The sequence below is a fragment of the Cellulomonas sp. ATA003 genome, from assembly GCF_031582905.1.
Taxonomy (GTDB): Bacteria; Actinomycetota; Actinomycetes; order Actinomycetales; family Cellulomonadaceae; genus Pengzhenrongella.
Genome location: NZ_CP133990.1, coordinates 3,934,497 through 3,960,661, shown reverse-complemented (window position 1 = coordinate 3,960,661; position 26,165 = coordinate 3,934,497). Strand labels below are relative to the sequence as shown.

At 74.3% G+C, this 26,165-nt stretch carries 31 protein-coding genes and 1 pseudogene; 12 read left to right on the top strand and 20 right to left on the bottom strand.

Going from position 1 to position 26,165, the window contains the following annotated elements:
* Positions 1 to 46: 46 nt before the first annotated feature.
* The 4 genes from REH70_RS19550 to REH70_RS19535 all read right to left on the bottom strand — a co-directional run bounded on the left by REH70_RS19550 (position 47) and on the right by REH70_RS19535 (position 3,208).
* The gene (locus REH70_RS19550) at positions 47 to 778 is read right to left on the bottom strand and encodes an ABC transporter permease (RefSeq protein WP_310754438.1); all 732 of its coding nucleotides are present in this window, start codon (positions 776 to 778) and stop codon (positions 47 to 49) included.
* Between the two features lie 179 nt (positions 779 to 957).
* Entirely contained in the window at positions 958 to 2,046 is a 1,089-nt protein-coding gene (locus tag REH70_RS19545) for an ABC transporter ATP-binding protein (RefSeq protein WP_310749960.1), read from the bottom strand.
* Positions 2,043 to 2,510, bottom strand: a complete 468-nt coding sequence (locus tag REH70_RS19540; protein ID WP_310749957.1) for a transcriptional regulator — start codon at positions 2,508 to 2,510, stop codon at positions 2,043 to 2,045. The genes REH70_RS19545 and REH70_RS19540 overlap by 4 nt, the downstream gene beginning before the upstream one ends.
* Positions 2,510 to 3,208 (bottom strand): hypothetical protein, encoded by a 699-nt coding sequence (locus tag REH70_RS19535; protein ID WP_310749954.1) that lies wholly within the window; start codon positions 3,206 to 3,208, stop codon positions 2,510 to 2,512. The genes REH70_RS19540 and REH70_RS19535 overlap by 1 nt, the downstream gene beginning before the upstream one ends.
* A gap of 143 nt (positions 3,209 to 3,351) precedes the next feature.
* Between REH70_RS19535 and REH70_RS19530 the strand changes: the two genes are divergently transcribed.
* Complete coding sequence (locus REH70_RS19530; RefSeq protein WP_310749951.1) at positions 3,352 to 4,140, top strand: CPBP family intramembrane glutamic endopeptidase; 789 nt, start codon at positions 3,352 to 3,354, stop codon at positions 4,138 to 4,140.
* A gap of 176 nt (positions 4,141 to 4,316) precedes the next feature.
* Here the strand turns inward: REH70_RS19530 and REH70_RS19525 are convergent, their stop codons facing one another.
* Positions 4,317 to 5,114, bottom strand: a complete 798-nt coding sequence (locus tag REH70_RS19525) for an HNH endonuclease signature motif containing protein (protein WP_310749948.1) — start codon at positions 5,112 to 5,114, stop codon at positions 4,317 to 4,319.
* 41 nt (positions 5,115 to 5,155) lie between these two features.
* Positions 5,156 to 5,902, bottom strand: coding sequence for a DUF222 domain-containing protein (locus tag REH70_RS19520; RefSeq protein WP_310749944.1), 747 nt, complete (start codon positions 5,900 to 5,902; stop codon positions 5,156 to 5,158).
* Between the two features lie 822 nt (positions 5,903 to 6,724).
* Between REH70_RS19520 and REH70_RS19515 the strand changes: the two genes are divergently transcribed.
* The 3 genes from REH70_RS19515 (at position 6,725) to REH70_RS19505 (ending at position 9,839) form a co-directional block, all read left to right on the top strand.
* The gene (locus REH70_RS19515) at positions 6,725 to 7,921 is read left to right on the top strand and encodes a hypothetical protein (RefSeq protein ID WP_310749941.1); all 1,197 of its coding nucleotides are present in this window, start codon (positions 6,725 to 6,727) and stop codon (positions 7,919 to 7,921) included.
* A 44-nt stretch (positions 7,922 to 7,965) separates the two neighbouring features.
* Positions 7,966 to 9,186: a lysylphosphatidylglycerol synthase transmembrane domain-containing protein gene (locus REH70_RS19510; RefSeq protein WP_310749938.1), complete on the top strand. Its 1,221-nt coding sequence runs from the start codon at positions 7,966 to 7,968 to the stop codon at positions 9,184 to 9,186.
* A gap of 146 nt (positions 9,187 to 9,332) precedes the next feature.
* Positions 9,333 to 9,839, top strand: coding sequence for a DUF1648 domain-containing protein (locus tag REH70_RS19505; RefSeq protein ID WP_310749935.1), 507 nt, complete (start codon positions 9,333 to 9,335; stop codon positions 9,837 to 9,839).
* A gap of 145 nt (positions 9,840 to 9,984) precedes the next feature.
* Here REH70_RS19505 and REH70_RS19500 read toward each other — a convergent pair whose 3' ends face one another.
* From REH70_RS19500 to REH70_RS19485, 4 genes are all read right to left on the bottom strand, one after another.
* A complete protein-coding gene (locus REH70_RS19500) occupies positions 9,985 to 10,419 on the bottom strand; it encodes a hypothetical protein (protein ID WP_310749932.1) in 435 nt (144 codons plus the stop codon).
* A gap of 63 nt (positions 10,420 to 10,482) precedes the next feature.
* Positions 10,483 to 11,025, bottom strand: coding sequence for an RDD family protein (locus tag REH70_RS19495; RefSeq protein ID WP_310749929.1), 543 nt, complete (start codon positions 11,023 to 11,025; stop codon positions 10,483 to 10,485).
* Positions 11,026 to 11,175: 150 nt separating this feature from the next.
* Positions 11,176 to 11,838 carry a response regulator transcription factor gene (locus tag REH70_RS19490; protein WP_310749926.1) on the bottom strand — a complete coding sequence of 221 codons (663 nt, stop codon included), beginning with the start codon at positions 11,836 to 11,838 and terminating at the stop codon, positions 11,176 to 11,178.
* Positions 11,829 to 13,247, bottom strand: a complete 1,419-nt coding sequence (locus tag REH70_RS19485) for a histidine kinase (protein WP_310749924.1) — start codon at positions 13,245 to 13,247, stop codon at positions 11,829 to 11,831. The genes REH70_RS19490 and REH70_RS19485 overlap by 10 nt, the downstream gene beginning before the upstream one ends.
* Positions 13,248 to 13,377: 130 nt before the next feature.
* Here REH70_RS19485 and REH70_RS19480 point away from each other — a divergent pair, with 130 nt between their 5' ends.
* The 4 genes from REH70_RS19480 (at position 13,378) to REH70_RS19465 (ending at position 15,752) form a co-directional block, all read left to right on the top strand.
* A complete protein-coding gene (locus tag REH70_RS19480) occupies positions 13,378 to 14,277 on the top strand; it encodes an ATP-binding cassette domain-containing protein (RefSeq protein ID WP_310749922.1) in 900 nt (299 codons plus the stop codon).
* The gene (locus tag REH70_RS19475) at positions 14,249 to 15,139 is read left to right on the top strand and encodes an ABC transporter permease (protein WP_310749919.1); all 891 of its coding nucleotides are present in this window, start codon (positions 14,249 to 14,251) and stop codon (positions 15,137 to 15,139) included. The genes REH70_RS19480 and REH70_RS19475 overlap by 29 nt, the downstream gene beginning before the upstream one ends.
* Positions 15,140 to 15,252: 113 nt before the next feature.
* On the top strand, positions 15,253 to 15,498 hold the full coding sequence (locus REH70_RS19470; protein ID WP_310749916.1) for a type II toxin-antitoxin system prevent-host-death family antitoxin: 246 nt from the start codon (positions 15,253 to 15,255) through the stop codon (positions 15,496 to 15,498).
* Positions 15,495 to 15,752, top strand: coding sequence for a Txe/YoeB family addiction module toxin (locus REH70_RS19465; protein ID WP_310749914.1), 258 nt, complete (start codon positions 15,495 to 15,497; stop codon positions 15,750 to 15,752). The genes REH70_RS19470 and REH70_RS19465 overlap by 4 nt, the downstream gene beginning before the upstream one ends.
* Positions 15,753 to 15,823: 71 nt before the next feature.
* Here REH70_RS19465 and REH70_RS19460 read toward each other — a convergent pair.
* The 4 genes and pseudogenes from REH70_RS19460 to REH70_RS19445 all read right to left on the bottom strand — a co-directional run.
* A pseudogene (locus REH70_RS19460) lies at positions 15,824 to 16,141 on the bottom strand (cytochrome c biogenesis protein DipZ); the annotation flags it as partial.
* Positions 16,142 to 16,292: 151 nt separating this feature from the next.
* Positions 16,293 to 17,546, bottom strand: coding sequence for a cytochrome c biogenesis protein DipZ (locus REH70_RS19455; RefSeq protein ID WP_310749911.1), 1,254 nt, complete (start codon positions 17,544 to 17,546; stop codon positions 16,293 to 16,295).
* On the bottom strand, positions 17,498 to 17,746 hold the full coding sequence (locus REH70_RS19450) for a hypothetical protein (RefSeq protein WP_310749908.1): 249 nt from the start codon (positions 17,744 to 17,746) through the stop codon (positions 17,498 to 17,500). The genes REH70_RS19455 and REH70_RS19450 overlap by 49 nt, the downstream gene beginning before the upstream one ends.
* Positions 17,747 to 17,850: 104 nt before the next feature.
* On the bottom strand, positions 17,851 to 18,588 hold the full coding sequence (locus tag REH70_RS19445) for a hypothetical protein (protein WP_310749904.1): 738 nt from the start codon (positions 18,586 to 18,588) through the stop codon (positions 17,851 to 17,853).
* Positions 18,589 to 18,745: 157 nt separating this feature from the next.
* On the opposite strand from REH70_RS19445, the gene REH70_RS19440 reads away from it, so the two are divergent.
* The gene (locus REH70_RS19440; protein WP_310749901.1) at positions 18,746 to 19,456 is read left to right on the top strand and encodes a fasciclin domain-containing protein; all 711 of its coding nucleotides are present in this window, start codon (positions 18,746 to 18,748) and stop codon (positions 19,454 to 19,456) included.
* A gap of 106 nt (positions 19,457 to 19,562) precedes the next feature.
* Here REH70_RS19440 and REH70_RS19435 read toward each other — a convergent pair whose 3' ends face one another.
* The 5 genes from REH70_RS19435 to REH70_RS19415 form a co-directional block, all read right to left on the bottom strand.
* Positions 19,563 to 20,063, bottom strand: coding sequence for a superinfection immunity protein (locus REH70_RS19435; RefSeq protein WP_310749898.1), 501 nt, complete (start codon positions 20,061 to 20,063; stop codon positions 19,563 to 19,565).
* 64 nt (positions 20,064 to 20,127) lie between these two features.
* The gene (gene map / locus REH70_RS19430) at positions 20,128 to 20,910 is read right to left on the bottom strand and encodes a type I methionyl aminopeptidase (RefSeq protein WP_310749895.1); all 783 of its coding nucleotides are present in this window, start codon (positions 20,908 to 20,910) and stop codon (positions 20,128 to 20,130) included.
* 76 nt (positions 20,911 to 20,986) lie between these two features.
* Complete coding sequence (locus tag REH70_RS20970; RefSeq protein ID WP_396134592.1) at positions 20,987 to 21,424, bottom strand: anti-sigma factor domain-containing protein; 438 nt, start codon at positions 21,422 to 21,424, stop codon at positions 20,987 to 20,989.
* 355 nt (positions 21,425 to 21,779) lie between these two features.
* Positions 21,780 to 22,367: an ECF RNA polymerase sigma factor SigK gene (sigK, locus tag REH70_RS19420; protein ID WP_310754436.1), complete on the bottom strand. Its 588-nt coding sequence runs from the start codon at positions 22,365 to 22,367 to the stop codon at positions 21,780 to 21,782.
* Between the two features lie 169 nt (positions 22,368 to 22,536).
* Positions 22,537 to 23,274: a GNAT family N-acetyltransferase gene (locus REH70_RS19415; RefSeq protein WP_310749889.1), complete on the bottom strand. Its 738-nt coding sequence runs from the start codon at positions 23,272 to 23,274 to the stop codon at positions 22,537 to 22,539.
* A gap of 67 nt (positions 23,275 to 23,341) precedes the next feature.
* Between REH70_RS19415 and REH70_RS19410 the strand changes: the two genes are divergently transcribed.
* Genes REH70_RS19410 through REH70_RS19405 form a run of 3 tightly spaced genes read left to right on the top strand, consistent with a single transcriptional unit; the run spans position 23,342 to position 25,655 of the window.
* Complete coding sequence (locus tag REH70_RS19410) at positions 23,342 to 24,577, top strand: SDR family NAD(P)-dependent oxidoreductase (protein ID WP_310749887.1); 1,236 nt, start codon at positions 23,342 to 23,344, stop codon at positions 24,575 to 24,577.
* Positions 24,499 to 24,885, top strand: a complete 387-nt coding sequence (locus REH70_RS20965; protein ID WP_396134780.1) for a hypothetical protein — start codon at positions 24,499 to 24,501, stop codon at positions 24,883 to 24,885. Before REH70_RS19410 ends, REH70_RS20965 begins: the two co-directional genes overlap by 79 nt.
* Complete coding sequence (locus tag REH70_RS19405; protein WP_396134779.1) at positions 24,822 to 25,655, top strand: FAD-dependent monooxygenase; 834 nt, start codon at positions 24,822 to 24,824, stop codon at positions 25,653 to 25,655. The genes REH70_RS20965 and REH70_RS19405 overlap by 64 nt, the downstream gene beginning before the upstream one ends.
* Here REH70_RS19405 and REH70_RS19400 read toward each other — a convergent pair.
* Positions 25,591 to 26,091 carry a DUF2975 domain-containing protein gene (locus REH70_RS19400; RefSeq protein WP_310749883.1) on the bottom strand — a complete coding sequence of 167 codons (501 nt, stop codon included), beginning with the start codon at positions 26,089 to 26,091 and terminating at the stop codon, positions 25,591 to 25,593. The two genes, REH70_RS19405 and REH70_RS19400, sit on opposite strands and share 65 nt — an antisense overlap.
* Between the last annotated feature and the right edge of the window lie 74 nt (positions 26,092 to 26,165).

The window sequence follows — 26,165 nt, the reverse complement described above, 5'->3', positions numbered from 1 at the left end:
CCGGGCGGACGTCGCCGTGCGAGCGCGGCCACGGGCCGCGACGGTTTCAGCGGAAGCGGCGGCCCTCGTCGCGCCGGTACGCCCACACCGCCAGTGCCGCGAAGGCGACGCCCCAGGCGACCAGGACCGGGAGCGCCGTCGGCGGCGCCTCGCTGCCGGTGAGCGACTGCACCAGCAGGTCGCGGCCCGCGCGGCTGGGCAGGGCCTTGGACAGCGTGTCGAGCCACCCGGGGAACGCCTCCGGCGGCATGAACAGCCCGCCGGCGAACGCGAGCGGGAACAGCACGACCTGCACGACGGGCAGTGCCGCCTTGGCTGACAGCGAGTACCCGATCGCCATGCCGAGCAGCAGGAACGGCAGGGCGACCGCCGCGATGACCAGCACGCTCGTGAGGAACTGGGTGACGGTGACGGTGGCGTCCGTGAAGAGCCACCCGATGAGCGCGAGCGGCAGCAGTCCCAGGAGCGCGAACGCGGCGCCGTTCGCGACCCGTCCGGCCATCCGCGGACCCGCTCCGGCCGGCAGGGTGCGCAGGAACGGGTCGAACGGCTGCTGACGGTCCTCGGAGACCCCCGCGCCGTAGGTGAACAGGCACGTCGACATGACGGCGAACATCCCGAGCTGCCCGACGGCGGCCGTCGCCGCGACCGGGTTTCCCGCCACCGACTCCTGCGGGACGACGAAGAAGAACATCGCCAGCGCCGGGAACAGCATGTTGCCGATGACGGCGATCGGGACGCGCACCGTCTCGAGGAACTGGTAGCGGGCGTGCAGCATCGCCAGCCGGAGGGTGCCGACGGGCGGCAACGAGGAGCGGGTCGCCGGGGTCGGGGCGGGGGCGCGGCCGGCGGTGGCTCCGGGGTGGGTCGCAGTGCCGGTGGTCGGGGTGCCGGTGGTCGCGGTGCCGGTGGTCGCGATGCTGGTGGACATGGGGCCGGTGCTCGTCGGGCCGGTGGTCATCGGGCCATCTCCTCGGACGGGACGGGGGTGCTTGCTGGGCTGCTGCCGGAGGTGTTGCTGCCGGGTGCGTGGCTGCCGGCGGTGCTGCTGCCGGGTGCGTGACCGTCGGCGGCGCTACTGCTGGATGTGCCGCTGCCGGAGGTGCCACGGGTCGCGGCGCGCGGACCCGCACCGGACGACTCGGCGGTGAGCGCCAGGAACGCCTCCTCGAGAGACGCTCCGCGGATCTCCAGGCCGCGGAACCCGATGCCCGACCCGACCAGCGCACGGACGAGGGCGTCGGCGTCGGCGGCCAGGACGTGCAGGCGGTCGCCGTCCCGGGAGACGTCGACCACGCCGGGCAGCCGGTCCAGGACGTCGGCGCCGGCGGCGTCGGGCCCGTCCAGCGTGAAGGCGACCCGCCGGACCTGGACGCGGGCGAGGACGGCGGCGAGGGCGTCGTCGGCCAGGACGGTGCCGCCACCGATGACCACGACGCGCTGGGCGAGCGCCTCGATCTCCTCGAGGTAGTGGCTCGTGACGACGACCGTCGCGCCGCTCGCGTGGTACTCACGGAGCGCTTGCCACAGCGTGTGGCGGCCTTCGACGTCCAGTCCGGTGGTCGGCTCGTCGAGGACGACGAGGCGCGGGCGGCCGACGACGGCGAGCGCGACGGCGAGGCGGCGCTTCTGGCCACCCGACAGTGCGCCGGTCTGGCGCCGCGCGAGGTCGCCGAGCCGGAACCGGTCGAGCAGCTCGCCGCGCGGCATCGGGTCCGGGTAGTGACCGGCGATGAAGTCGACCACCTCCCCCACGGTGAGCGTGGGCGGGAGGCCGGTCTCCTGCGGTGTCGTCCCGAGGCGGACTCGGCTCGCGGCGTTGCGCGGGTCCCCACCGAAGAGCCGGACGGTGCCGGAGTCCGGCTTGCGCAGGCCGGTGACGAGGCTGAGCAGGGTGGTCTTGCCGGCGCCGTTCGGGCCGAGGAGCCCCACGAGCTCGCCGGGGTGGACCGCGAGGCTGACGTCGCGCAGCGCCACGGTGTCGCCGAACGTGCGGGTGACGTGGTGGGCCTCGAGCACTGGGCCGTCGGTCGTGGGTGGCGTCATCGGATCTCCTCGGGAACAGCGTCGGTGGTGGTCGAGGTGGTGGCGGAGGTGGTGGTCGTGGTGGTGGCGGTCTGCGCGGTGGTGGCGGCGGACGCAGCGTCGGCGCCGTCGGTGGTGCTGGTGGCGGCCGTGGTGCTGGTGGCGGCCGTGGTGCCGGACGGCGGCGTGAGGAGAGCACGGAGCTGAGCGAGGTAGTCGTCGAACGCACGCCGCCCGCTCCTGGTGGCGGCGACGTGCGTGGCGGGCACCCGCCCGACGTGACCCTTGGTCACCACGACGTACCCGGCGTCCTCGAGCTTGCGCAGGTGCGTCGACAGGTTGCCGGCGGTCGCGTCGAGCAGCTTCTGCAAACGCGGGAAGGTGATCCGGTCGTCGGGCGGGAGAGCGGCGAGCGTGGTCATGATGCGCAGCCGCGCCTGGGTGTGGATCACGGGGTCCAGCGGCTCGCCGGAGGTGCCGGCCATCACCGGACCTCGATGTCGAGAGCGAGGTCGTCGGGGGCGCGCCGACGGCGGCGGACGCCTTCGACGGCTGCACCGACGAGCATCCCGCCGCCGCCCGCCAGCGCCATGACCGCGAGCAGGTGCGGCATCCCGACGAGGGCCGCGGCGATCGTCACCACGAGGATCCAGGCACCGAGGGCGAACTGCGCACGGTCACGCCAGATGGCGGCACCGGCCACGTAGAGCACCCCGACGACGAGCGGCGACACGATGGACATCGCCGTCTCGACGACCACGGGATCCGCGCCGGCGCGGTTGAGGGCGACGGCCAGGGCGAAGACGCCGGCGAACCCGCCGAACCAGGCCCAGCCGTACATGGCTCCGCGCTCCGCGGACTCCCCGTGCACGCCGGACGTCCGTCGCGCGATGTGCACGGCCGTCACGAGAGCCGCGGACAGGAGCAGTCCTGCGAAGATGCCGCCCGCGGCCGCCGGGGACCAGTCGAGCAACGGCGCGTCACCGGCGACCAAGTACATCGCGCCGTAGCCGAGCAGCCATGCGACGCCCCACACCCCGAAGAGCAGCCGTCCGTCGACGTCGGTCTCGTCGAGGACGCGGGCCCGCTGGGCGGCGATCACCGCGGCGCTGGTGGCGGGGTCCAACGGCACCTCGTCCCCGGACGCGACCTCACCGACCAGGGATTCACGGCTGTCCGTCATGGGAGCTCCAGTCCTCATCTACAGAGTGGTTTGTGGCACAAAGTACTTCGCGGACGCGCGGTCCACAAGACCCCGGTGCCCGACGGTCCCGCTGCGGCAGGCGAGCACGGGCTGCGGAGAGGACGGGCGCTTAGGTTTCAGGGATGAGCGCTGACGTCACCGCCCCCGGCCCTGCGGCGGTACGCCGACGGTTGACAGTCGAGGTGTGGATCGTGCTGGGGCTGTCGGTCGGCCAGTCCGGGGTATACGCGCTGGTCAACATCGCCGCACGACTGACGTCCGGCACGCCGCTCGCCGAGCAGACGGCGACCCTCAACCCCAGCCGGTCCCCTCGTCCCTACCTGGACCTGACGTACCAGCTGCTCGGCATCGGCTTTGCACTCGTGCCCGTGCTCCTCGCCCTGTACCTGCTCTCCGCGGGTGGTCGCAGCGCGGTCCGGCGCATCGGCCTCGACGGCGCGCACCCCGGACGCGACCTCGCGCTCGGCGTAGGGCTCGCGGGACTCATCGGCATCCCCGGCCTCGCGCTGTACGCGGTGGGGCGAGCGCTGGGTGTGACGGTGGAGGTGCAGGCGTCGGCCCTCAACGCGACCTGGTGGGCCGTTCCGGTCCTCATCCTGTCCGCACTGCAGAACTCGCTGCTGGAGGAGGTCGTCGCCGTCGGCTACCTCATGGAGCGGCTCGCGACCCTGCGGTGGTCACCGGTCGCGATCGTGGTGGCGAGCGCCCTGCTGCGCGGGTCGTACCACCTGTACCAGGGCATCGGGCCGCTCGTCGGCAACGTCGTCATGGGCGTGGTCTTTGCGGAGTACTACCGCCGACGGCGGCGCGTCATGCCCCTCGTCGTCGCCCACACCGTGCTCGACGTCGTCGCCTTCGTCGGCTACGCCCTCGTCCCGGAGGAGTGGCGGACGGCGCTCGGCCTGAGCTGACCTCCCACGTCGCACACCGCCGCTCACGCTCAGCACGGTCACGACGACCTGAGTCTCCGCGGTGCGGTCGCGTGGTGAGCCGGGGTCGGGGATGCGCCTCGAGGCCGGTTCCCCGCAGCCGGCGTCTCCTCAGTCCGCGTCGCCCACCACGCGTACCGGCCTCCGCCGGGTGCTGGTCACCCATCGGGATCCGGCACGTGCAGGTCGCCTCGCCACATCTCCGTCATGGCGTGGATGGGGCTGCCATGCCGGTCGGTGAAGGTCCAGGCGTTGGTGTCGCGGGTGATGGTCATGTTCATGCGGTGGATGAGGTCGTGGTGGTACCAGCACAGGAGTATCCCGTTGGTGACGCTGGTGGTGCCGTGACCGCGGGCCCATTGATCGACATGATGGGTTTCGCAGAGAACCGGCGGTGCAGTGCAGCCGGGATACGCGCAGTGTTTGTCGCGGGCGATGATCGCGGCGCGCATGTGCGGGGTGAAGAGTCGTTTCTCGCGGCCGACGTCCAATATCTGGGAGTCGGTGGAGAACAGGAACCGGGTGAATACTCCGTCGCACATCAACCGATTCAACGCGGCCCGGGGGACGGGGGTGCCGTCGTGGTACTGGGGGATGCTGATCGGTGAGGCGCCGCTGATGGCGGCTGCGGTGAGCAGGTCGTCGGAGCCGGGCTCGTGCACGGGCTGCGCGGCTCCCTCGGCGAGAGGTGCCTGCCCGGTCTGGCTGCCCCGATCGCTTCGCGCGGCGCTGGCGGGGCCACCGACCGCCGGCACGAAGCCGACCACGGCGCCTGTGTCGACCTCACCCGTGACCCCACCCGTGCCCGTGCCCGTGTCTGCATCGTCCTTCGCTTCGCTGCTGTCTGCGCCGGCGCTGGCTTCGCTCAACGGGGCCCGGGCCGCCTCGGGTTCGTGTTGCCCGTCGGTCCCGGCTCGTGCGGCTGTTTCGGCGTCGGTGATGACGCTGTACGGCACCAGGACGCTGACGTGGGGGCGGACCCCGCCGCGAATGCCGGTCAGGCCGCGGTCGAGGACGACGCGGGCGAGGTCGCCGAGGGCTTGGGCGCGCCGCCGGGCGGGGTCCGTTCGTCACCGACCGCGGGTACGGGGGTGATCGCTTCGAGGGCGGCCTTGAGGTACTGGCCGTTGTCGATGGTGAGCTGCCCGGCCAGGTGGTACCCGTCGGACGTGCGGGACATGGTGAAGTGCTCGCGGTCGGCGGCGTCGCGGTAGCCGCGGTCGTCGGCGTCGGGGTCGGCGGCGGCGGCCCACCGGCGGGTGAGGATCCGCAGGGAGTCGACCGGCCACACCTTCGCCTGCCCGACGAGGAACGCCTCGTTGCACTCGTTCGCGGGGTCAGCCAGGACTTCGCGGCGTAGGTCGGTGGTGGGGGCGATCGTGCCGATCACCTGGACCTGCTCATGGGTGATCGCCCCAGCCACGCCAGCAGCCGCGGTCGCGGGCAGGTGGTCACGCAGTGCCCGGCCCAGGCGCACCTGGGCGTGCGCGGTCCGCACCGAGACCCGGTGGCGGGCGGCGACCCAGCGGGGGAACGACCGTGCCCCACCCAGGGCCCACAGCCCGTCCGCCTCGACCACCGGCAGCATCCGCACACCGACCACCCCGAGGCGGCTGACCACCGACGCAGCCGCAGCAGCGATCACCGCCGCCTGGGCACCGTCCAGCCCGGTGGTGTCCACCCCGGCCACCGCGTCGGTCGCGGACAGCAACGCACCCACCGCCGCGGCGACGTCGGGCGGCAACACGGAAAGGTCAGGCGAAGACCCGCGCGCAATTCCCGCAGGGTGGGCGTGACGTCGTCGGAATCCACCACACCCACCTCCCCGCCGAATGGTCGCGGCGTCCTCGCCGCTATCCCTTGTCTTTCTACGACCATGCTAGGACGAGCCGCTGACAAAGCCGACAAGGCACCCGAGTTCTGTGGACGGCGTCGCAATGAAAGCGACTGGGGTCGGTAAACGGCTTCTCGCGGCGCACTCGGTGGACGCTGAATCACGTGACACCAGAGGTGCAGCGCGAGCCATTCCTGTTCGGGGACGAGACGGCACGGACGTGCGGTGCGCGCTGACCTCGAGCAATCAGCATCGGCGGCCAACCGAACGACTTCGACCGGTGCAGCCTCCACCGACCCACTGAGTCAATACGTCTGCGTCGCGAGGGGCGGCATCGCGAGCTCCAGCATCGAGGGGGCCAGCGTCGCGAAGGGACGAGCATCGACCGGGCAGCATCGGTGGGGGTCAGCATCGAGCGGGCGGCATCCCGAGCCAGCATCGAGGGGACCTGCATCCGGGGGCCCGCATCGACAACACATCGCCCGAGCCCGCTCGCCGGGCGGACCGGCGCCGAACGCGGCCCCAGCCCCCACCGCGACCAGGCTCCCACCACGGCCGGACCGAGTGACGCGCCCGACACCACGCCCCGCCGCCTCACCCGGTGATCGCCACGGGATCACCCACCCCCGCACCTAGACTCGCGCCCATGCCGGATCAGCTCACCGCCCCCCGGGCGCGGAGCAGCCGCGACCGGAGCGGTCGCCGAGGGCCACCCCAGCGACTGCGCACGGGGTGCAGATCATCGACACTCCCACGGTCCGCGTCCACCACCCCAGCGACCTCCTGATGCTGGTGCTCTCCGCGCTCGGCGTCGCCGTCGTCATGCTGCTCGCCGTGTACGCGCACGAGACGACGACCGGTGTCGCGGAGGACGTGCGCGGCGTCGGCGGCATCGTCCGGCAGATCTTCACCGTCCCGGTGGCGCTGCTCGAGGTGCTGGTCACCTTCATCGCCCCCGCTGCGGTGCTCACCGAGCTCGCGATCCGACGGCTCGGTCGCCAGGTGCTCGACGCGACGATCGCGGCGATCGTCGGGCTCGTGCTGGCCGCCGTCGTCGCCGCCACGGTCGCCGCCGTCGGTGGCGACGTACTGGTCGCGGCCCTCTCCGCACGGGTACGGGGCCAGGTCTCGCTGACCATCCCCGCCTACCTCGTGACGGTGGCAGCCCTGCTCACCGCCGCCGGACCACGTGCGCGACGCCGCACCGTCACGTGGTCGTGGAACCTCGTCTGGGTGACGGTCGGGATCGCCCTCATCACCGGTGCCGCCTCGCTGCCCGGCACCGGCGTCGCCCTCCTGCTGGGACGGGCGGCGGGCGCCGCCGTGCGCTACGTGTCCGGTGTCCAGTCCGAGCGCGCCTACGGTCCGGCACTCGTCGACGGCGTGCGTCGCGCCGGGTTCGACCCGGTGCGGATCGACCGCGTCCGCGAGGCCGAGGTCGCGGCGGAGCCGCCCACCACGGTCGGGCCGCCGGGCACCCTCACCGGCGACCCACCCGACGCCAGCCCCGCCGCGACGCGGGCCATCACCCGGTACTCCGACGACCGCGTCTACGACCTGACGACCACGGGCGACGGGCGCCTCACCGTCGTCGTGCTCGACGGCGACCGCCAGGTCATCGGCGCGCTCGCCCGCCTCTGGCGCTCCCTGCGCCTGCGCGGTATCGAGGGCCGGTCGTTCGTGTCGCTGCGCCAGGCCGCCGAACGCGCCGCCCTGCTCGCCTACGCCGCCCACGCCGCCGGTGTCCGGACGCCCGCCCTGCTGAGCGTCGCGGAGGCCGACGACTCCATGCTCCTCGTCCAGGAGCGCATCGACCGCGCGGTCCGCTGCGCGACCTGGACCCGGCATGGCTCACCGACGCCCACCTGCACGCCATCTGGGAACAGCTCCAGCTCGCGCACGACGCCGGCATCACGCACCGCGCCCTGACCTCCGACGTCGTCCTGGTGGAGGACCGCGGCGCGGGACCGATCGTGTGGATCACGCGCTGGGAGAACGGCGACGTCGCCTCCAACCAGCTGTCACGCCGCATGGACCTCACCCAGATGCTCGCGCTCCTCGCCGTCCGGGTCGGTGCCGCCCGCGCGCTGCAGTCGGCGGTGGACGTCCTGCCCGCCGACGACGTCGCCGCGATCGGCCCCCTGCTGCAGACACCCGCGCTGCCCCGGCGCACGCGGGAGGAGGTCCGCGCGCACCCCAAGGTGCTGACCGAGCTGCGGTCGGCCCTGGTCGAGCTCCTGCCGGACGCCGACGTCCAGCCCGAACAGCTCCTGCGCTTCGGTGCGCGCACCCTCATCACCATCCTGCTGACCGTCGTCGCGGTCTACATCGTCCTCACGACGGTGAACGTCGAGGAGATCACCGAGGCGATCGCCGGCAGCGACTGGCGCTGGAGCGTGGTCGCCTTCGGGCTGGGCCTGCTGACCTTCCCGGGCGCCGCACTCGCCTTCGTCGCGTTCGCCCCGATCCGCCTCCCGGTCTGGCGGGCCACGCTCGTGCAGGCGGCCGGCGCGTTCGTCGCCCTGGCCGCGCCGGCGGGCATCGGCCCCGCGGCGCTCAACCTGCGCATGCTCAACCGACGCGGGGTCACCGCGTCGCTGTCGGTCGCGACGGTCGCCCTCGTGCAGGTCTCCCAGTTCGTCGTCACGGTCCTGCTGTTGCTGCTGCTCTCGGTCATCTCCGGGACCAGCAACGCCCCCCGGTTCACCCCGAGCCCGACGCTGCTGCTCGTCATCGGCATCGTCGCCGCCCTCGTCGCCTCGTCCCTGCTCGTGCCCGCGGTGCGGACGTGGGTGGCCGCCAAGACGCTGCCCACCGTGCGGCAGACCTGGCCGCGCCTCATCGCCGTCGTCGGGCACCCGTGGCGCATGGGCCTGGCCGTCGGTGGCAACGTCGTCATGACGATGGGCTACGTGCTCGCGTTCGACGCGTGCCTGGCCGCCTTCGGGCAGGACCTCACGCTCGTGCAGGTGGCGCTCATCTACCTGGTCGGGAACGCGGCCGGCGCGGCCGTACCGACCCCGGGCGGCATCGGCACGATCGAGATCGCCCTCACCACAGGCCTGACCGCCGGTGGGCTCAATCCCGGTGTCGCGGCCTCGGTCGCCCTGCTGTTCCGCGTGCTCACCTACTGGCTGCGCATCCCGATCGGGTGGGTCGCGATGCGCGTCCTGCAGCGGGCCGGAGACCTCTGACCGTGGCGCGGTCCAGCGACGCGGCAGGGACAGACGGCGTCACGCGCGGCGACGGCGCACCGGGAGGCGACGGCGCACCGGGAGGCGATGGTGCCGCGCGGGGCGATGGTGCGGCGCGCGGCGCCGGCCCCGCACGCGGCGCCTTCGTGACCAGCACCGCCGTGGTGGCCGTCGCCATCGCGTGGTCCGCGACCGTCGCGCCCGACCAGGTCCCCCTGCACTTCGGCCCCGGGCTCGACGCCGACCGGTTCGGCTCCCGCGACGAGCTCCTGCTCGGCATGGCCGGTGTGGCCGCAGGGATGGTCGTGCTGTTCGGTCTCCTGAGCGTCGCGGTGCGCCACCTCCCGCTCGACCTGGTGAACGTCCCGCACGCCGACCACTGGAAGGCCGCGCCGCACGTGCCCGAGCTGCGTCGGCGCCTGGCGGTCGACCTCCTCCACCTGGGTGCGGCCACGCTGCTGCTCGTCGCGGGAGTCGTCGTCCTCACCACGCAGGCCGCCCTGGCAGGTGACGGACGACTGTCCCCGCTCGCCGGGGTCCTCCTCGGCGCCTACCTCGCGTACGTGCTGGCGCTGTGCGTGTGGATGGCGACGCGCCGGTACCGGCCGCCGCAGGACGCCGTCGGAGCGCAGGGGCCGCACGCCGGTCGATGAGCGGCGGACGTGCGGGCGCGCGGTGGCGCAGCGCGCGGTGCCGCGGTGCGCAGTGCCGCGGTGCGCAGTGCCGCGGTGCGCGATGCGGGCTGCGCGGTGCCGCGGTGCGCGGTGCGAGCGGACGGCGCCGTCGTCCCCGGCTACGTCAGGGGAGGTCGCAGCCCGTGACGCGCTCACCGTCCACCGCGAGGTCGAGCCGCAGGTGACGGGCCTCGGCGGGCGGCGCCGGGGTGAAGCGCCACGCCGACTCCCATGCGCTGTCGCTCCCCGCGGCCCGGCCGGTGCGCGGGGTGTACTCGGTGCCGACGTCGTCGGTGAGGTGCGCCTGGATCCGCGCCAGCAGGGTGCCGGGCATCGTCGGCGGCGCACCGGCACCGTCGGGCCCGCGTTCGTCGCGACGCTCGGTCCAGGCGCCCATGGCGGTCTCCCAGTCCCGGTCCATGCGCTCCGTGGCGTCCCCCGGCACGCCGTGCCAGCGGATCTCCAGGCCGTCCGGCAGCACGTCGACGCTCTCCAGGACGACGTCGACACCGGCGACCGTGGCGATGGGGAAGTCGGTCGGGACACGCAGGCTCACCATGGCCCCACGGTAGGCGGTCCGGCGCCGACCGTGGCGGCGCACCGCGCCCAGCGCGCACCGGGGTCAGGGGCGCCGCACCACGCGTGTTCCGGCCACGCCGTCGTGCAGGGCGCGCCGCAGCGGATCCCGCCACGCCATGACGATGCTGACCAGCGGGATGACGAGGGACAGCGTGTAGGTGACGCCGACGACCGCCGCGGTGCCGGGCTCCAGGCCTGCGTCCATCCCTCCGTCCGTCCCCGCGTCGGTGGAGCCGCCCGCCTCGAGGAGGATCCGCGCCACGGCGATGTGCGCGAGCTGCCACGGCAGGAGCTTGACCGCGTTGCGCACCGCGACCCAGACGACACCGAGGGGAGCGGCCTCGGGAGCGACCCCGGGACCGCCATCACCAGCCGCGACCACCCGCAGGCCCGCACGGCGCTTGCCCCACGTCGCGTGCCGGCGTCCGGCCTCCGTCGCAGTGAGGTAGACCCACACCGGCAGGACGGTCGCGGCGAAGGCGCCGACGTCGACGACGAGCGGCGACACCGCGGCGGCGGCGTCCGCGTCGGCAGGGGCAGCAGCGCCCGCACCACGACGCCGACGACCGTGAGCACCGCGAGCCACCCGACGATGACGACGTAGTCCCACGCCGACGCCCGCCACCGGGCCGCGCCACCCGCCGGGGTCGTGCTCGGGGCCGTGCTCGGGGCCGTGCTCCGCGCCGTGCCCGCTGCTCCGCCCGGTGTGCGACCCCGCGGCACGCTCATCGCCCGCTCATGCCAGCCCGGCGTCGTGCACGTAGCGGGCGATCTGGACCCGGTTGGTCACCTCGAGCTTGGCGAACAGCTGCCCGACGTGCGTCTTGACCGTCGCCACCCCGAGGAACAGCTCCCCCGCGATGTCCGCGTTGGTCAGCCCGCGCCCGATGGCGACCGCGACCTGCCGCTCACGCTCGGTGAGCCGTGCGAGCCGCTGCTCGGCGACGAGCCGTCGGGTGTCGTCCTGCGGGCGGGTGACTGCCGCGATGAGCTGGGCGGTCACGCTGGGCGACAGCATGGGCTCGCCGGCCGCGACGCGGCGGACCGCCGCGACCAGCTCGGCCGGCGGGGTGTCCTTGAGCAGGAACCCGGCCGCGCCGTGGCGCAGCGCGGTCAGCACCATCTCGTCGCTGTCGAACGTGGTGAGGACGATGACCCGGGCGCGGTCGCCGCGGGACTGCAGCCGCTGCGTCGTCGCGAGGCCGTCCAGGCGCGGCATCCGGATGTCGAGCAGCACGACGTCCGGCGTCGTGCGGGCGACCGCGTCCATGCCGTCGAGCCCGTCGGCGGCCTCGGCGACGATCTCGATCGCCGGGTCGCCCCCGAGGATCATGCGCAGGCCGGCGCGGACCAGCGGGTCGTCGTCGACCACCACGACCCGCACGGTGCTCAGCTCCACGGCAGCCACCCTGCCACGACGAACACCCCGTCCTCGGGACCGCTGCGCAGCGATCCGCCCGCGAGCTCGGCCCGCTCGACGAGGCCCAGCAGTCCCATCCCCGCCCCGGGCACGGCACCGGGCGCAACGCCGGACGCAACGCCCGGCGCAACGCCTGGCGCAGCGCCGGGCGCAGCGGTCCGGACGGCGCCTCCGTCGATGGCCTGGCCAGAGGTCCCGCCGGAGGGCCGGCCGGAGCCGGGTCCGAGGGCGGACGTCGGCGCCGACCCGAAGGCAGGGAGCGGCGCAGCGGAGCCGGCCCAGGCACCCGCCGGCGCCCCCACCGGGAGCCGGTTGCGCACCCGGAAGGTCAACCGGTCCCCGGGCGCACCCGCGAGCGCCAGGTCCACGGACTCACCGGGGGCGTGCTTGCACGCGTTGGTCAGCGCCTCCTGCAGGATGCGGAAGGCCGTGCGGGACGTCGTCTCGGAGAGCCGGTCCAGCGTGGACGCGTCACCGCCCGGCAACCCCGTGAGGTCGACGTGCACGTCGGTGCCCGCCTCGCGCACGTCCGCCACGAGCGCGGGCAGCTCCGCGAGGGTCGGCTGCGGCGGCTCGGCGCCCCCGTCGGCCCCGTTGCGCAGCACGCCGAGCACCCCGCGCAGCTCGGTGAGGGCCAGGTGCGCGTTCGCCTGGATGATCCCGGCGGCCTCCGCGGTCTGCTCGCGCGTGAGGTCGGTCCGGTACGCCATGGCGCCGGCGTGCATCGCGACGAGCGAGATGCGGTGCGCGAGCACGTCGTGCATCTCGCGGGCGATCCGCGTCCGCTCGGCCTCACGGGCGGCGTCGGCCTTGAGCGCCTGCTCGCGCTCGGCGGTGTCCGCGCGCTCGCGCAGCTGCACGAGCAGGTCGCGCCGGGCCCCGATGTAGAAGCCGGTCGCGACGCACATCGCGTACCCGACGACCGCGAGAGCGCCGCTCGCCACGGCGAGCACCATGGAGTCGTCCGCACCCGGGATCGACCGCCGGTACATCCCCTCGTACACCCACGCCGCGAGCGCCCACACCAGCGCGCCGACGACGACGCCGCGCCAGCGCCGCCGGGTGCTCATCGACACCGCGGCCAGTGCCGCAGCGCCGACCGCGAAACCCGAGATCGACGTGAGCAGGCCCGTCAGGGTCACGGTGACCACCGGCCACCGGCGGCGCAGCGGCAGCAGGGCGACCGCTGCGAGACCGGCCAGCACGTCCAGCAGGAGGAAGACGCCGACCGCGTCCGGAACGGCCGCGTCGGGGTCCACCGGCAGCGCCTCGGCGGCCACGCCGAGCCACACGATCAGCCCGACCAGCAGGGCGACGCCGTACCGCCAGATCCGTGACCACGGACGCAGCGGTGGTGGCGGCGACGGTGACGACAGGGCGCTGGACATGACGGCGAGCCTAGGCAGCCGCGGTACGCGGCGACTCCACCGCCGGTCGCCGCACCCGCCGACCAAAGGTGGACCCGCTCGACCCCCGCGGCCGATCCGCTGGCCCACCGCCGGCCGCGACGGTGGTCCCATGATCACCGCAGAGCACCTCACCAAGCGCTACGGCGCCCGGACCGTCGTCGACGACGTGTCCTTCTCCGTCCGCCCCGGACGGGTCACCGGCTTCCTCGGCCCCAACGGCGCCGGGAAGTCCACCACGATGCGCATGCTGTGCGCGCTCACCACCCCGACGAGCGGCTCGGCGACCGTCCTGGGCCGCCCCTTCCGGGAGCTGGCCGACCCCGGCCGGCACGTCGGCGTCCTGCTCGACGCCTCCGCGCAGCACGCCGGCCGGACCGGCGTCGAGGCACTCACGCTGTCGGCACGGCTCATGGGCCTCCCCCAGTCCCGGGTCGACGACGTCGTCGGGCTCGTCGGGCTCACCCCGCGGGAGGCCGGCGCGCGCGTCCGCACCTACTCCCTGGGTATGCGGCAGCGACTGGGCATCGCGCACGCGCTGCTCGGGGAGCCACAGGTGCTGATCCTCGACGAGCCGGTCAACGGCCTCGACCCGACCGGCATCCGCTGGATGCGCGACCTGCTGCGCGCCTTCGCCGACGACGGCGGCACCGTCCTGCTGTCCTCGCACCTCCTCCTCGAGGTGGAGGCCGTCGCCGACGACCTGCTGATCATCGGCGGGGGTCGTCTGCTCGCCCAGGGCGCCGCGGCCGACCTGCTCGCCCAGCCCGGCACCCGGGTCCGCAGCCTGGACGACGACGCCCTCGCCCGCGCCCTCGCCGCGGCGGGCCACGACGTCACCCGCACGGCCGACGGCGCCCTCGCGACCCCGGCCACACCCGAGGAGGTCGGGCGGGTGGCGCTCCATGCCGGCGTCGTCGTCGTCGACCTGCGACCCACCGCCGGCACCGGACTGGAAGAGCTGTTCTTCGACACCACCGCCCGTGACGGGCGAGAGGAGATCGCCGCGTGAGCACCCACACCGCACCCCCGCACAGCCTGCGCCCCGGCCGCCGTCGCCGACCACGACGCGCAGCGACCGCCGGAGCGACCCGGTCACCACCGCCCGCCCCACCCCGGCCCCGCACCGCACGACCGGCGGGATCCCCTTCCCCCGACTCGTCGCCGTCGAGCTCCGCAAGCAGGTCGACACCCGCGCCGGGGTGTGGCTGCTGACGACGGTCGTCCTGGTCAACGCGGGGCTCATCGCGATCCTGCTGTTCACCGGCGGGTCGCAGGACCTCACCTGGATGGGGCTGACCAACGTCACGTCGCTGATCGGGATGCTCGTGCTGCCGCTGATCGGCGTCATGGCGGCGACCAGCGAGTGGTCGCAGCGGACCGCGCTGACCACGTTCGCCCTCGAGCCGCGCCGCACGCGGGTCAACCTCGCGAAGCTGACGTCCGCGAACGCCCTCGGCCTCGTCGTCATGGCGCTCACCCTGCTCGCCGCCGCCGTCGGGAACGTCGTCGGTGCGGTGTGGCGCGACGGTGACGGCTCGTGGGCGGTGGACGCGGGCCTGCTCGGGGGGAACACCCTCGCGCTGCTGATCTTCGTCACCCAGGGCGTCGCGTTCGGGCTGCTCCTGCTCAGCACACCGCTCGCGATCGTCGCGTACCTCGCGGTGCCGACGGTGTGGACCATCGTCGCCGGGCTCGTCCCCGCGCTTCGCGAGCCGGGGCAGTGGCTCGACATGAACCTCACGACGCTGCCGCTCATGGCCGGCGACATGAGCGGCGACGCGTGGGCGCGGCTCGCCGTCTCGGTCGCGGTGTGGGTCGCCCTGCCGCTCGTGCTCGGGCTGTGGCGCACCGCGCGGCGCGACGTGAGCTGACGGCTGACGGCCCCGGGGTGTCCGTCGCCCCGGGGGTAGCCGTCGTCCCTTGGACGCCAGGCCGCGCGGATGGCACTCTGGTACCAGAACCCGTACCAGTGGAGGTCCCGGTCATGGCTGTCACGGCGAGCGAGGCCCGCAAGAACCTGTTCCCGCTCATCGAGCAGGTGAACGCGGACCGCACCCCGGTGGAGATCACGTCTCGGCGCGGCGATGCGGTGCTGATGTCCCGCGCTGACTACGACGCCCTGGAGGAGACGGCTCACCTGCTGCGCGTGCCCGCGAATGCGCGGCACCTCCTCGAGAGCCTCCAGCAGGCCAGGGCCGGCCAGCGGGACGAGCACGACCTCGTCCGATGAGGTTGGTCTTCACGCCGAACGGCTGGGCCGACTACACGTCCTGGCTCGCGGCGGATCGCCGAACCCTCGCACGGGTGAACCGCCTCATCGACGATGCCCTGCGTGATCCCGTCGCAGGTATCGGCAAGCCGGAGCCGCTGCGCCACATGCTCACCGGCGTCTGGTCGCGTCGGATCACCGAAGAGCATCGCCTCGTCTACCTCGTCGACGGCGACGACCTGGTGATCCTCCAGGCACGCTTCCACTACGAGTGACCGAGGGAGCCGGGGCTGCCGCGCTGCGCGACGTGAGCCGACGGACCGGCGGCGGGCCCGCCCCCGCCCGGTCACCCGAAGGTGAAGGAGTACGCCGCCATCCCGGCGGGCACGTCGACCTCGACGGTCCCGGTCACCGGGGCGTCCGCCTCGAGCAGCCCGTACAGGGTGGGCGCACCGGACACCTCGACGTCGCGCTCCGCCACCACGTCACCGGCGTCGTCCCGCACCACGGCGTGCACCGTCCCCTCACCGCCGAGGACCATGAACACGTCCTGCGCGGTGAAGGTCAGGCGGACCCGTGCGTCCGGGCCGGCCGTCGCGGCCTGGTAGTCGGTGGTCCACGTGCCGTCGAAGGAGAACGAGTCGGCCGGTTGGTCGGCCGGGAACGTGTAGGTCGCCTCTCCTCGCTGTACTCCCCGGCGGCGTTGAACTGCTTGCCGACGCTGAGGAACGTCTCGGGCGTCGTGCCCTCGCCGCGCGGCGTCTCGTCGACGGTGGTCGTCGGGTCGGGCAGCTCGACGTTCGGGTCGGCGTCGGTCAGCAGCTCGCGGATGAGCGCCTCGGTGTTCGCGTAGCCCCCTCGCCCTGCGACACGTGCCGGACGACGCCGGTGGCGTCGATCAGGTAGTGCGCGGGCCAGTACCGGTTCCGGTACGCCGTCCAGGTGGAGTACGCGTTGTCCTGCGCGACCGGGTACTCGATGCCGAGCCGCTCCCCGCCGGCGACGACGTTGCGGGTCTCCCGCTCGAACGCGTACTCGGGCGTGTGGACGCCGATGACGGTGAGCCCTGCGTCGCGGTAGGCGTCGTCCCACGCGGTGACGTGCGGGACCGACCGCTGGCAGTTGATGCAGGAGTAGGCCCAGAAGTCGACGAGGACGACGTCGCCGCGCAGGTCCGCGAGGGTCAGCCCGGCGCCGTCGTCGGTGTTGAGCCAGGTGTCGATCCCGCGGATCTCCGGCGCGGGGCCGCACTCCTGCAGCTCGGCGGCGTTGTTGGTGCAGCGGTCCAGGCCGGCGTTCTCCTCCGTGACCAGGCCGCCGAGGTCGAGCTGCTGCTGGACGGTCTCGTTCTCCGCGATCCGGGCCTGCAGCGTCTCGGTGTACCCGGGCAGCGCGCGCTGGATCGCGTCGGTGAGGTTGAACGACAGCGCGAGGGCCAGCGCGAGCATGAGCACGCCGCCGGTCGCGCGGATGCCGCGCTGGTGCGCCCGGAACGCCTTGACCCGCTCGGCGACCCGGCGCCCGGCGAGCGCGAACACCAGGAGCGGCAGCGCTGCACCCAGCGCGAACGACACCGTCAGCACGACCGTCCCGACGCCGATGTCCCCGGTCGCCCCGGCGACCGTGATCGCCGCGAGCACCGGTCCGGCGCACGGCACGTACACCGCGCCGAGCCCCAGACCGAGCAGGAACCCGCTGCGGTTCGCGGTGCGGTCCCGCTTCGGCGCGAAGCGGGCGAACGGCCGCTCGAGGACCTCCTCGAACCGCGGGACGAGCAGCCCGATGCCCAGCAGCGCGAGCACGACGATGCCGGCCCACCGCAGCAGGTCCAGCGGCAGGTTCAGCAGCGCGAGCACGAGCGATCCGAGCAGGGTGAACAGCGTGAAGCTCGTGACCAGCCCAGCGATGACGAGGTAGGGCCGCCACGCCTCACCCCGGGCCGGTGCAGCCGTCCCGGCGTCGCCGTCCGGTGGCCCGTCCAGCACGGCGGTCGTCGTGCCGGGAGTCGTGCCGGTCGTCGTCACACCCGCTGTGGCGCGGGTCGACGCACCGAAGGTGGGCTGCCGCATCGCACCGACCCCCAGCGGGCCGACGCCGGACGCACCGACCGCGCGGCGGGAGTTGACCGACGTCGTCGTGCCCAGCCCCCGCGGGCGCTCTGCACCCCGCCCGAGAAGAAGATGACCGGCAGCACCGGGAGGATGCACGGCGAGATGCCGGTGATGAGGCCACCGACGAGGCCGATGAGCGCGAGCGTGAGCAGGTCCATGGCCGGTGTTCGGCGCGGGGCGGGCTGCGGATGGGTCTGGGGCGGTCCGCACGCCCGTGTGCCCGGGCAGGGTAGGAGCGCGACCGCGCTCGGTCTGCGGTGCGCTAGCGCGCCGGCAGCAGGGCCAGGAGGAGCAGGGCGAGCCCGAGGCCGCCGAGGCCACCGACGCGACGCGTGCGTCGCGGGCGCGGCAGGGCGCGCGTCGGCCCGGCGAGCACTGCGAACGCGGTGATGCCCACGGGTGGGACGAGGATGAAGGACCAGGCCCATCCCCAGCGCGTCAGACGCCACGGCTCAGGGCCCTGGACCAGCGCGACGAACGCGCCGACCCACCCCAGGCACGCCGCGAGCGCCAGCCACCCGGGCACGACGACGCCGTAGAGCGACCACGCCTGCGACGGTGCGTCACGTCGCTCGACCTGGAGGGCCGGTGCCAGGTCGCGCAGCACCGGCACGACGTCGGCTGCGGCGCTGTCGGCTACGGCGCCGTCGGCTACGGCGCCGTCGAGGGCGCCGGCGGCCACGGCGGCCGATCGGGTGAGGACGCCGGTGCGCCAGCGGATCTCCTCGGTCATCCAGCCCTCGCCGCCGGCGGCATCCGGCACGCGGTACCCGAGAGCCTCGACGGACGTAACCCGCCCGCTCGACACGTCGGCACGCAGCTGCTCCGGGGTGGACGGGTGCACGCCGAGCGGACCGGCCAGCAGGGTCACGAGCAGGACGACGCCCAGCAGCGCGAGCCGTACCCGTGGCCCCGCGCCGGACGCACCCACACCCGACTCACCCGGCCCCGGCTCGGTGACGACGGACCCGGCGACGGCAGGTCCGGTCGGCGCGGTCATCCGGCCAACCTACGGCGGCGAGCGCCGCTGCCGAGGGATTCTCGATCCGACCCATCCACCCCCGCACCGCTCCGAACCAGCCCTCGAAGGTCCCGCTCCGGCGGGACGACCACCCGCCCCGGGCCACCCGCGGCGGACCTGACGAGGGAGAACTGCCATGACCCGCTCCACCACCCGCATCCGGATGGCCACCATCGGTCTCCTCGCCGTGAGCACGCTCGGCCTGTCGGCCTGCAGCTCCGACACCGCCGAGGACATGACCGCCGGCAGTGACACGACTGCCGAGGCCCCCGCGACCACCCCGGAGGCCGAGGAGTCCGAGAGCACGGAGAGCACCGAGAGCACCGACGACGAGATGATGGCTGCCGACCCGGCCGCCGACCTGGTCGGCCCCGGCTGCGCCGCCTACGCCGAGGCCGTCCCCGAGGGCCCCGGCTCCGTGACCGGCATGTCGCAGGACCCGGTCGCCGTCGCGGCGTCGAACAACCCGATGCTCACCACGCTGGTCTCCGCGGTGTCCGGGCAGCTCAACCCGGACGTGAACCTGGTCGACACCCTCAACGGCGACGAGTTCACCGTGTTCGCCCCGGTCGACGACGCGTTCGCGATGATCGACGCCGCGACGCTCGAGACCCTCAAGACCGATGCCGACATGCTGTCGAGCATCCTCACGTACCACGTCGTCCCCGGGCAGCTCTCGCCCGAGATGGTCGTCGGGGAGCAGACCACCGTCCAGGGCGGGACCGTCGAGGTCACCGGTGAGGGCGACATGCTCATGGTCAACGGCGCCAACGTCGTCTGCGGCGGCGTGCACACCGCCAACGCGACGGTCTACCTCATCGACGGGGTGCTGATGCCGACGATGTGACGCCCTGCGCACGAAGCCCGCGCACGACGCCCCTGCACGACGACGAGGCCCGCACTCCTCCACCGGAGCGCGGGCCTCGTGCGTGTGGAGCCGTCGAGTGGACGTGTCAGGGAGCGCGGTGCTCCGTCCACGCCTGGCCGTCCCAGTACCGGCCACCCTGGCCGTCCGGGGACGGGTACCAGCCGGCGGGCGGCAGGAGCGCCGCGGACTGGACCGGCACACCGGGGTGGCCCTGCGGGAACTGCTGCGCCACCAGCACGTTGACCGGAGCCATGCCGTACACCGGCGCATGGGACTGGCAGGCCATGACGAGCGCAGCGATCCACCCGATCAGGCTCCAGCCGAGCAGCAGGTTCAGCACGCCGATCGCCGCCATGTTCGACCGTCCGCGCGCGACGGCGATCGCCCACGGCAGCATGTACGCGAACGTGAGGACGGCGCTCAGCCAGGCGATCACCACGACGGCGCCGGACGGCGTCCGCTGATCCGTCAGCGGTCCGGGACGCTGCCACTGCGCAACGGGCGGCGTCGGTCGTGACGGCGGTCCGACCGGCCCCGGCCCGTACGGCTGCATGTCGTTCATCGCGTCCCCCTGTGCCCGGACCATGGTCGGTGCTCGCGATGCTCCCACCGCACACCCTCGGTCCGACAGTCCCTCCCGGGACCAGATGTCACCGGGCTGCGGGCTCCGGCAGGGTGAGGATCTCCGCGCCGTCCTCGGTGATGGCGATCGTGTGCTCGCTGTGGGCGGTCCGGCAGCCGGTCGCGCTGCGCAGCGTCCACCCGTCGGCGTCGGTGACGAGCTCGGCGGTGTCGGCCATGACCCAGGGCTCGAGCGCGAGCAGGAGCCCCGGCCGCAGCGGGTACCCGCGGCCCGGACGCCCGCTGTTCGCCACGTGCGGGTCCTGGTGCATCGTCGACCCGACGCCGTGGCCGCCGAACTGGGTGTTGATCGGATAACCCTCGGCGGACAGGACCGTCCCGATGGCGTGCGAGAGGTCACCGACGCGCGCCCCCGGACCGGCGGCGGCGATCCCCGCGGCCAGCGCGCGCTCGGTCGCGGCGATCATCGCGGCGTCGGCCGGCCGCGCCGACCCGCCCACGACGAAGCTGATCGCGGAGTCGGCGACGACCCCGTCGAGCGACACGGCGAGGTCGAGGGTCAGCAGGTCGCCGTCGGCCAGCGTCCGGTCGTGCGGCAGCCCGTGCAGGACGGCGTCGTTGACCGACGTGCAGATGTAGTGCCCGAACGGCCCGCGTCCGAAGGACGGCGCGTAGTCGACGTAGCAGGACACTGCGCCGGCCTCGAGGATCATGGCCCGGGCCCACCGGTCGATCTCGAGGAGGTTCGTGCCGACCGTCGCGCGGTCCCGCAGGCTCTGCAGGATGCCCGCGACGAGCGCTCCCGTCCGTCGGGCCCGCGGCAGCTCGCTCGGGCTCAGGATCTCGATCATGCGGTCCTCTGCTCGGTGTCCGGCCGGCGTCCGGCCGGTCGGTCTCTCGGTCTGTCGAACCGGTGTCCCGCCGAACCTACGCCTGCGTCGGTTCGAGCACGACGACCGGGTCCGAGGTCGGCTGCTGCGAACCCTCGGCCGGCTCCACCGTCACGGCGAGCAGGTCACCGGTCCGGTAGTCGTCGGCGACCGCGCGCACCCGGCCGGCGTCGTCGGGCATGACGCCCTGGGACAGCGCGACCCCGTCGCGCAGGACCCACAGCTGGTACTCCGTCCCGGTGCCGGGCTCGGTGAGGCCGGTGGCGGTGAACAGCGCGCGGTCCTCGGCGAGCACGCCGACCGCGGTCCCACCCCGGTCACCTCGGCGCGGACGACGACGGCGCCCGGATCGGCGAGGAGGTCCACCACGGCCCGGGACTGCGCCTCGACCCGCTGGGTCTCCTGCGCCTGCCGGACCGCGAGCACGCTGGGGATGGCAGCGGCGCCCAGCGCGGTGGCGGCGACCGCGAGCCATGTCGTCGCGCGGCGCGGCCGGCCGCCCCGAGCCCGGTCGGCCGAGGGTGTGGGCCCCACGGCGCGTCCGGCCGCGGGGACCTGCGGCGTCCGCGTGATCCGATCCATGACGTCGGCCCGCAGCGCGACCGGCGCGGGCGCGCTGGACGCCGAGCCGAGCAGCGCTGCGGTCGCGCGCAGCTCGTGGAGCTCGCGTGCGGCGTCCGCGTCCCGCTCGACCAATCGCTCGACCGCCCGGCGCTCGATGTCGTCGACCGCGTCCAGCGCGTAGGCGGCGAGCAGGTCGCGGACGTCGTCGTCGGATGCGTCGGCGCCTCCGCCCGTGCCCGCGCCCGTGCCGCGGGGGTCGTCCGTGCTCATGCCGCCACCACCCCGAGGCAGTCGCGCAGTCGGAGCAGGCCGTCCCGGATCCGGGACTTCACGGTGGCGAGCGGGGCGGCGAGGTCCTCGGCGACCTCCCGGTAGGTGCGTCCGCCGTAGTAGGCGAGGACGACCGCCCGGTGCTGCGTCGGCGTCAGGCCCTCGAGGCAGTGCCGGACGCGCTCGCGGTCGAGGGAGTCCTCGACCTCCTCCGCGACGACGTCGAACGGACGCTCGACCGCCTCGTCGAGCGCGCGCTGGTCGCGCGTGCGCTGGGCCTGCACCGACCGCACCCGGTCGACGGCCCGGCGGTGCGCGAGCGTGAGCGCCCAGGTGCGGGCGGACCCACGCACCGGCTCGAAACGGGACGCCGTGCGCCAGATCTCGACCATGACCTCCTGGCTGACCTCCGCGGCGTGATCCCGGTCCCGCAGCACCGCGAGGCAGGTGCCGAAGACCCCGGACGACAGGGCGTCGTAGACCTGCGCGAAGGCGGCCTGGTCGCCGTCGGCGACCCGGACGAGGAGCACGTCGGTCGACGGCCGCTCGTCGTCCGCGGGTGCGCGGACGGCGCCGTCGGGGATGTGCTCACCGGCGACAGTCTGCCGCAGGCACGCGCCGGGCGAGCGCTCGCGGGGCGCGGAGCGAGATCGAGCAGGGTCATGGGGGCTCGGAGGGTCGGAGTGGGACGGCGACGGCGAGGCGTCGGTCGCTGGGCAAAGGTGGTTCGGAGCCTGCCCCGCGGCGGATGGGTCAGCGGGCCGACGGGGCGCCGGTTCCGGCCGCGTCCTCGGCGACGTCCTCGGCGATGTCGTCCTCGGCAGCGTTCTCGGCCCCGTCACCGAGGACGAGCAGCATCGTGTCCGACCCACCGGTGCGCCCGACCACCGAGAAACCGTGCCGCTCGTACAGGCTGCGCGCCCGCACGTTGCCGTCCTCCACGCTGAGGCTCACCGCTCGCACGCCCGCCGCTCGCGCCCGGTCGAGGAAGGCGGCGAGCAGCGCGGCGCCCACGCCGGTGCCGCGCCGGCCGGGTACGACGGCCATGCCGAGCTCCGGGGCGTCGTCGGCCACGTAGCCGTAGCCGGGCTCGTCCCGGGTGAGCGCCCGCGCCCAGACGGCACCGAGCGGGGCGGCCGGGTCGCCCGCCGCCTCGTCGACGGCGACCACCCCGAGGTCACCGGGCCGCATCCAGCCGTCGAGGTACCGGCGTGCGTGCGGGTCGGCGAGCATCGCCTCGCGGGTCACCCGGATCTCGCCGGTCCAGTTGTAGGCCTCGAGCAGCAGGTCGAGGAGGAGGTCGGCGTCGGCGGGGACGGCGTCGCGCACGTGCACCCTCCGACCGTAGTGCTCGCGCACGTGGCCGACGTCGGCCCGGCCCGCGGCCTCGCCGGTCGCCTCGCGGGTCACGTCGCGGGTCGCCTCGCCGGTCGCCTCGCCGGTCGCCTCGCCGGGGACCCGGTCGCGGCCCCGGCACCCGGGTGCGAGCATCGACGGGCGCAGTCACGCCCCGGTCACGACCGGCGGCATCCGCCCCATCCCTCTGGAGGACACCGGCATGAGCCGACGCAGCACCGGCAGGGTCGTGGTCGTCATCGGCGCCTCGAGCGGTATCGGCCGGGCGACGGCTGTGGCCCTCGCGGCGCAGGGGGACACCCTCGTGCTGGCCTCCCGCTCCGCCGAGGCCCTCGCCGACGTCGAGCGCGAGTGCCGCGACGCCGCGCCGCGCCCCCGGCGGCGGGACCGCAGCGGCCCACCGGCGGTCTCGGTCGTCCCCACGGACGTCAGCCTGCGCCCCTCGGTCGAGCGGCTGTTCGACGTCACCCTCGCCCGGCACGGGCGGATCGACGCGATCGTCCACGCCCCGGCCGTCGTCGCCTACGGGCACTTCGAGGACGTCCCGGCCGAGGTCTTCGACCAGGTGATCACCACGAACCTGCTCGGCGCCGCCAACGTCGCGCGGCTGGCGCTCCCGTTGTTCAAGGCCTCCGGCGCCGGACACCTCGTGCTCGTCGGATCGCTCCTGGGCAAGATCGCGACGCCGTTCATGAGCTCCTACGTGACCAGCAAGTGGGGCCTGCACGGGCTGGCCCGCACGCTGCAGGCCGAGGTCCGGTGGGTCAAGGGCGTCGACGTGTCCCTCGTGTTCCCGGGCGGCGTCGACACGCCGATCTACTCCCAGGCCGCGAGCTACGCCCGGCGCGAGGGCCGTCCGCCGATCCCGGTGGACCCGCCGGAGGCGATGGCCCGCGCGATCGCGAAGGTGCTCGACCGCCCGCGCCGCGAGACCTCCGTCGGCCTGGCCAACGGGCTGTACACCGCGGGCTTCCGCCTGCTGCCGGGGGTGTTCGACGTCCTGGTCACGCCGTTGATGTCCCGCGCCGGGATGTCGATGACGCGGTCGCCGGAGGACCACACCGGGAACGTGTTCGCGCCGGTGCCGCGCGGTGAGGACACGTACGGCAAGTGGGGCCGGCACTGGATGCGCGGCGTCGTCGCGGTCGGCGCCGGGGCAGTCGCGGTCGGCGCGATCGCCGCCGCGGGTGCGCTCACCGCTGACGGGGAGCGCACCCCCAAACCTGATCGACCGCCTCGGACCCGCGCCGCCAGGTCTGCCGGGTCTGCCGGGTCTGTTGACTCTGTGAGGTCTGCCAGGATCGGCGCATGGACGCCATGCCGGCCACGGGACGCCGCGCCGTCGTCGTCGGCGCGGGGATCGGTGGGCTCGCGAGCGCGCTCGCGCTGCAGCGGCGCGGGTGGGTTGTCGAGGTCGTCGAGCGTGCGGCCGACCTGACCCCGGTCGGCTCGGGCATCGCCATCGCTCCCAACGGGCTGCGCGCCCTGGACGTGCTCGGCCTCGGGGACGCCGTCCGGTCCCGGGCCGCGACCCAGGGTGCCGGCGGGTTCCGCGACCCGAGGGGCGCTGGCTGCTCCGGCAGGACCTCGGCGCCATGGTCGCGGCCCTCGGGGAGTCGTTTGTCGTGCTGCGGCGGTCGGTCCTCGTCGACCTCCTCGTCGCCGCGCTCCCGCCCGGCACCGTGCGCCTCGGCACCCCGGTGCGCGCCGTACAGGCCGGCGAGCGAGGTCGCCGTGCGGTGGTGACCGTGGACGACGGCGCCCTCGAGGCCGACCTCGTGGTGGCTGCCGACGGCGCGCGCTCGTCGCTGCGCGGGCAGCTGTTCCCCGGCCACCGCGGGGTCCGGTACGCGGGGTACGTGGCCTGGCGGCTGATGCCTGCGCCGGGACCCGCCGTGCCGGTCGACCAGTTCGAGACCTGGGGCCGCGGTCGGCGCTTCAGCGCGCTGCCGATGGCCGGCGGCGAGGTCTACTGCTGGGCCACGGTGACGCTCCCGCCGGGTCGCGCCGTCGACGACGACCGCGCCGAGCTGCTGTCCCGCTTCGGCGGCTGGCACGAGCCCATCCCCGCGCTGATCGCCGCGACACCGGACGACCGGATCCTGCGGCACGACGTCGTCGAGCTCGCCGCGCCGCTGCCCGCGCTGCACGCCGGACGGGTCGCGCTGGTCGGGGACGCCGGTCACGCCCTCACCCCCGACCTCGGCCAGGGAGGCTGCCTGGCGCTGGAGGACGCCGTCACGCTGGCGCTCCTGACGGACCGGCACGCCACGGTGGACGCGGCACTGGCGCGGTACACCGCGGTGCGGCTGCCCCGGGTCACGCGGATCGCGGCGCGGTCGCGCGGTCTCGCCCGCGTCGGCCAGGCGGCCGGTCCACGCACGACCCGGCTGCGCGACCTGGCGATCCGCGCGGCCGGGGTGCTGCCGCCGTCCGTCGCGTCGCGCGGGCTCACGTCCGTCGTCGGCTGGCGTCCGGACGACGACGTCCACGCGTCCCGGCGACCTCGGTCGTGACGACGGTGAGCTGACGCTCGAGCCACCACACCGAGGCGAGCCCGAGGACTGTCGCTGCCTCGAGGACGAACCAGGCGAAGACGAGGCTCACGTGCATGAGCCCGGAGACGATCCCGAACCCGACCAGCCCCAGCGTCAGGTAGCCGCCGACGACCCCCAGGAGGATCCGGATCCGGCGCAGCACCGCACCACCGCGCGGCGACAGCTCCTCCCCGCGGTCGACGAGCCCGAGGAAGGCGAACGCCGACCCGATCGCGGCGACGACCGGCACGAGGCCGACTCCCAGGGCGAGGAGCGTCGGTGCCCGCAGGTGGGCGAGCTCGGGCCAGCTCCGCACGGACTCCAGGCTCGCCAGGTACAGGAGGCCACACCCGCCGAGCAGCGCGAGCACGACGAGCACCAGGGCGAACCGGAGCGGTGCGGTGTGGCGGGTCATGCCCGCGACGCTACCCGCTGATCTATCGAGGAACAATAGAAAGGCACCGACCGTCGAGAGTCGGACGGGCAACC

Bases quoted from the DNA above. Each gene is read 5' to 3' on its own strand.
- REH70_RS19550 (WP_310754438.1), bottom strand. From the start codon at position 778: ATGCTGCACGCCCGCTACCAGTTCCTCGAGACGGTGCGCGTCCCGATC.
- REH70_RS19545 (WP_310749960.1), bottom strand. From the start codon at position 2,046: ATGACGCCACCCACGACCGACGGCCCAGTGCTCGAGGCCCACCACGTC.
- REH70_RS19540 (WP_310749957.1), bottom strand. From the start codon at position 2,510: ATGGCCGGCACCTCCGGCGAGCCGCTGGACCCCGTGATCCACACCCAG.
- REH70_RS19535 (WP_310749954.1), bottom strand. From the start codon at position 3,208: ATGACGGACAGCCGTGAATCCCTGGTCGGTGAGGTCGCGTCCGGGGAC.
- REH70_RS19530 (WP_310749951.1), top strand. From the start codon at position 3,352: ATGAGCGCTGACGTCACCGCCCCCGGCCCTGCGGCGGTACGCCGACGG.
- REH70_RS19500 (WP_310749932.1), bottom strand. From the start codon at position 10,419: ATGGTGAGCCTGCGTGTCCCGACCGACTTCCCCATCGCCACGGTCGCC.
- REH70_RS19485 (WP_310749924.1), bottom strand. From the start codon at position 13,247: ATGTCCAGCGCCCTGTCGTCACCGTCGCCGCCACCACCGCTGCGTCCG.
- REH70_RS19480 (WP_310749922.1), top strand. From the start codon at position 13,378: ATGATCACCGCAGAGCACCTCACCAAGCGCTACGGCGCCCGGACCGTC.
- REH70_RS19470 (WP_310749916.1), top strand. From the start codon at position 15,253: ATGGCTGTCACGGCGAGCGAGGCCCGCAAGAACCTGTTCCCGCTCATC.
- REH70_RS19465 (WP_310749914.1), top strand. From the start codon at position 15,495: ATGAGGTTGGTCTTCACGCCGAACGGCTGGGCCGACTACACGTCCTGG.
- REH70_RS19455 (WP_310749911.1), bottom strand. From the start codon at position 17,546: ATGCGGCAGCCCACCTTCGGTGCGTCGACCCGCGCCACAGCGGGTGTG.
- REH70_RS19450 (WP_310749908.1), bottom strand. From the start codon at position 17,746: ATGGACCTGCTCACGCTCGCGCTCATCGGCCTCGTCGGTGGCCTCATC.
- REH70_RS19445 (WP_310749904.1), bottom strand. From the start codon at position 18,588: ATGACCGCGCCGACCGGACCTGCCGTCGCCGGGTCCGTCGTCACCGAG.
- REH70_RS19440 (WP_310749901.1), top strand. From the start codon at position 18,746: ATGACCCGCTCCACCACCCGCATCCGGATGGCCACCATCGGTCTCCTC.
- REH70_RS19435 (WP_310749898.1), bottom strand. From the start codon at position 20,063: ATGGTCCGGGCACAGGGGGACGCGATGAACGACATGCAGCCGTACGGG.
- map (WP_310749895.1), bottom strand. From the start codon at position 20,910: ATGATCGAGATCCTGAGCCCGAGCGAGCTGCCGCGGGCCCGACGGACG.
- REH70_RS20970 (WP_396134592.1), bottom strand. From the start codon at position 21,424: ATGGCTCGCGGTCGCCGCCACCGCGCTGGGCGCCGCTGCCATCCCCAG.
- REH70_RS19415 (WP_310749889.1), bottom strand. From the start codon at position 23,274: ATGCTCGCACCCGGGTGCCGGGGCCGCGACCGGGTCCCCGGCGAGGCG.
- REH70_RS19410 (WP_310749887.1), top strand. From the start codon at position 23,342: ATGAGCCGACGCAGCACCGGCAGGGTCGTGGTCGTCATCGGCGCCTCG.
- REH70_RS19400 (WP_310749883.1), bottom strand. From the start codon at position 26,091: ATGACCCGCCACACCGCACCGCTCCGGTTCGCCCTGGTGCTCGTCGTG.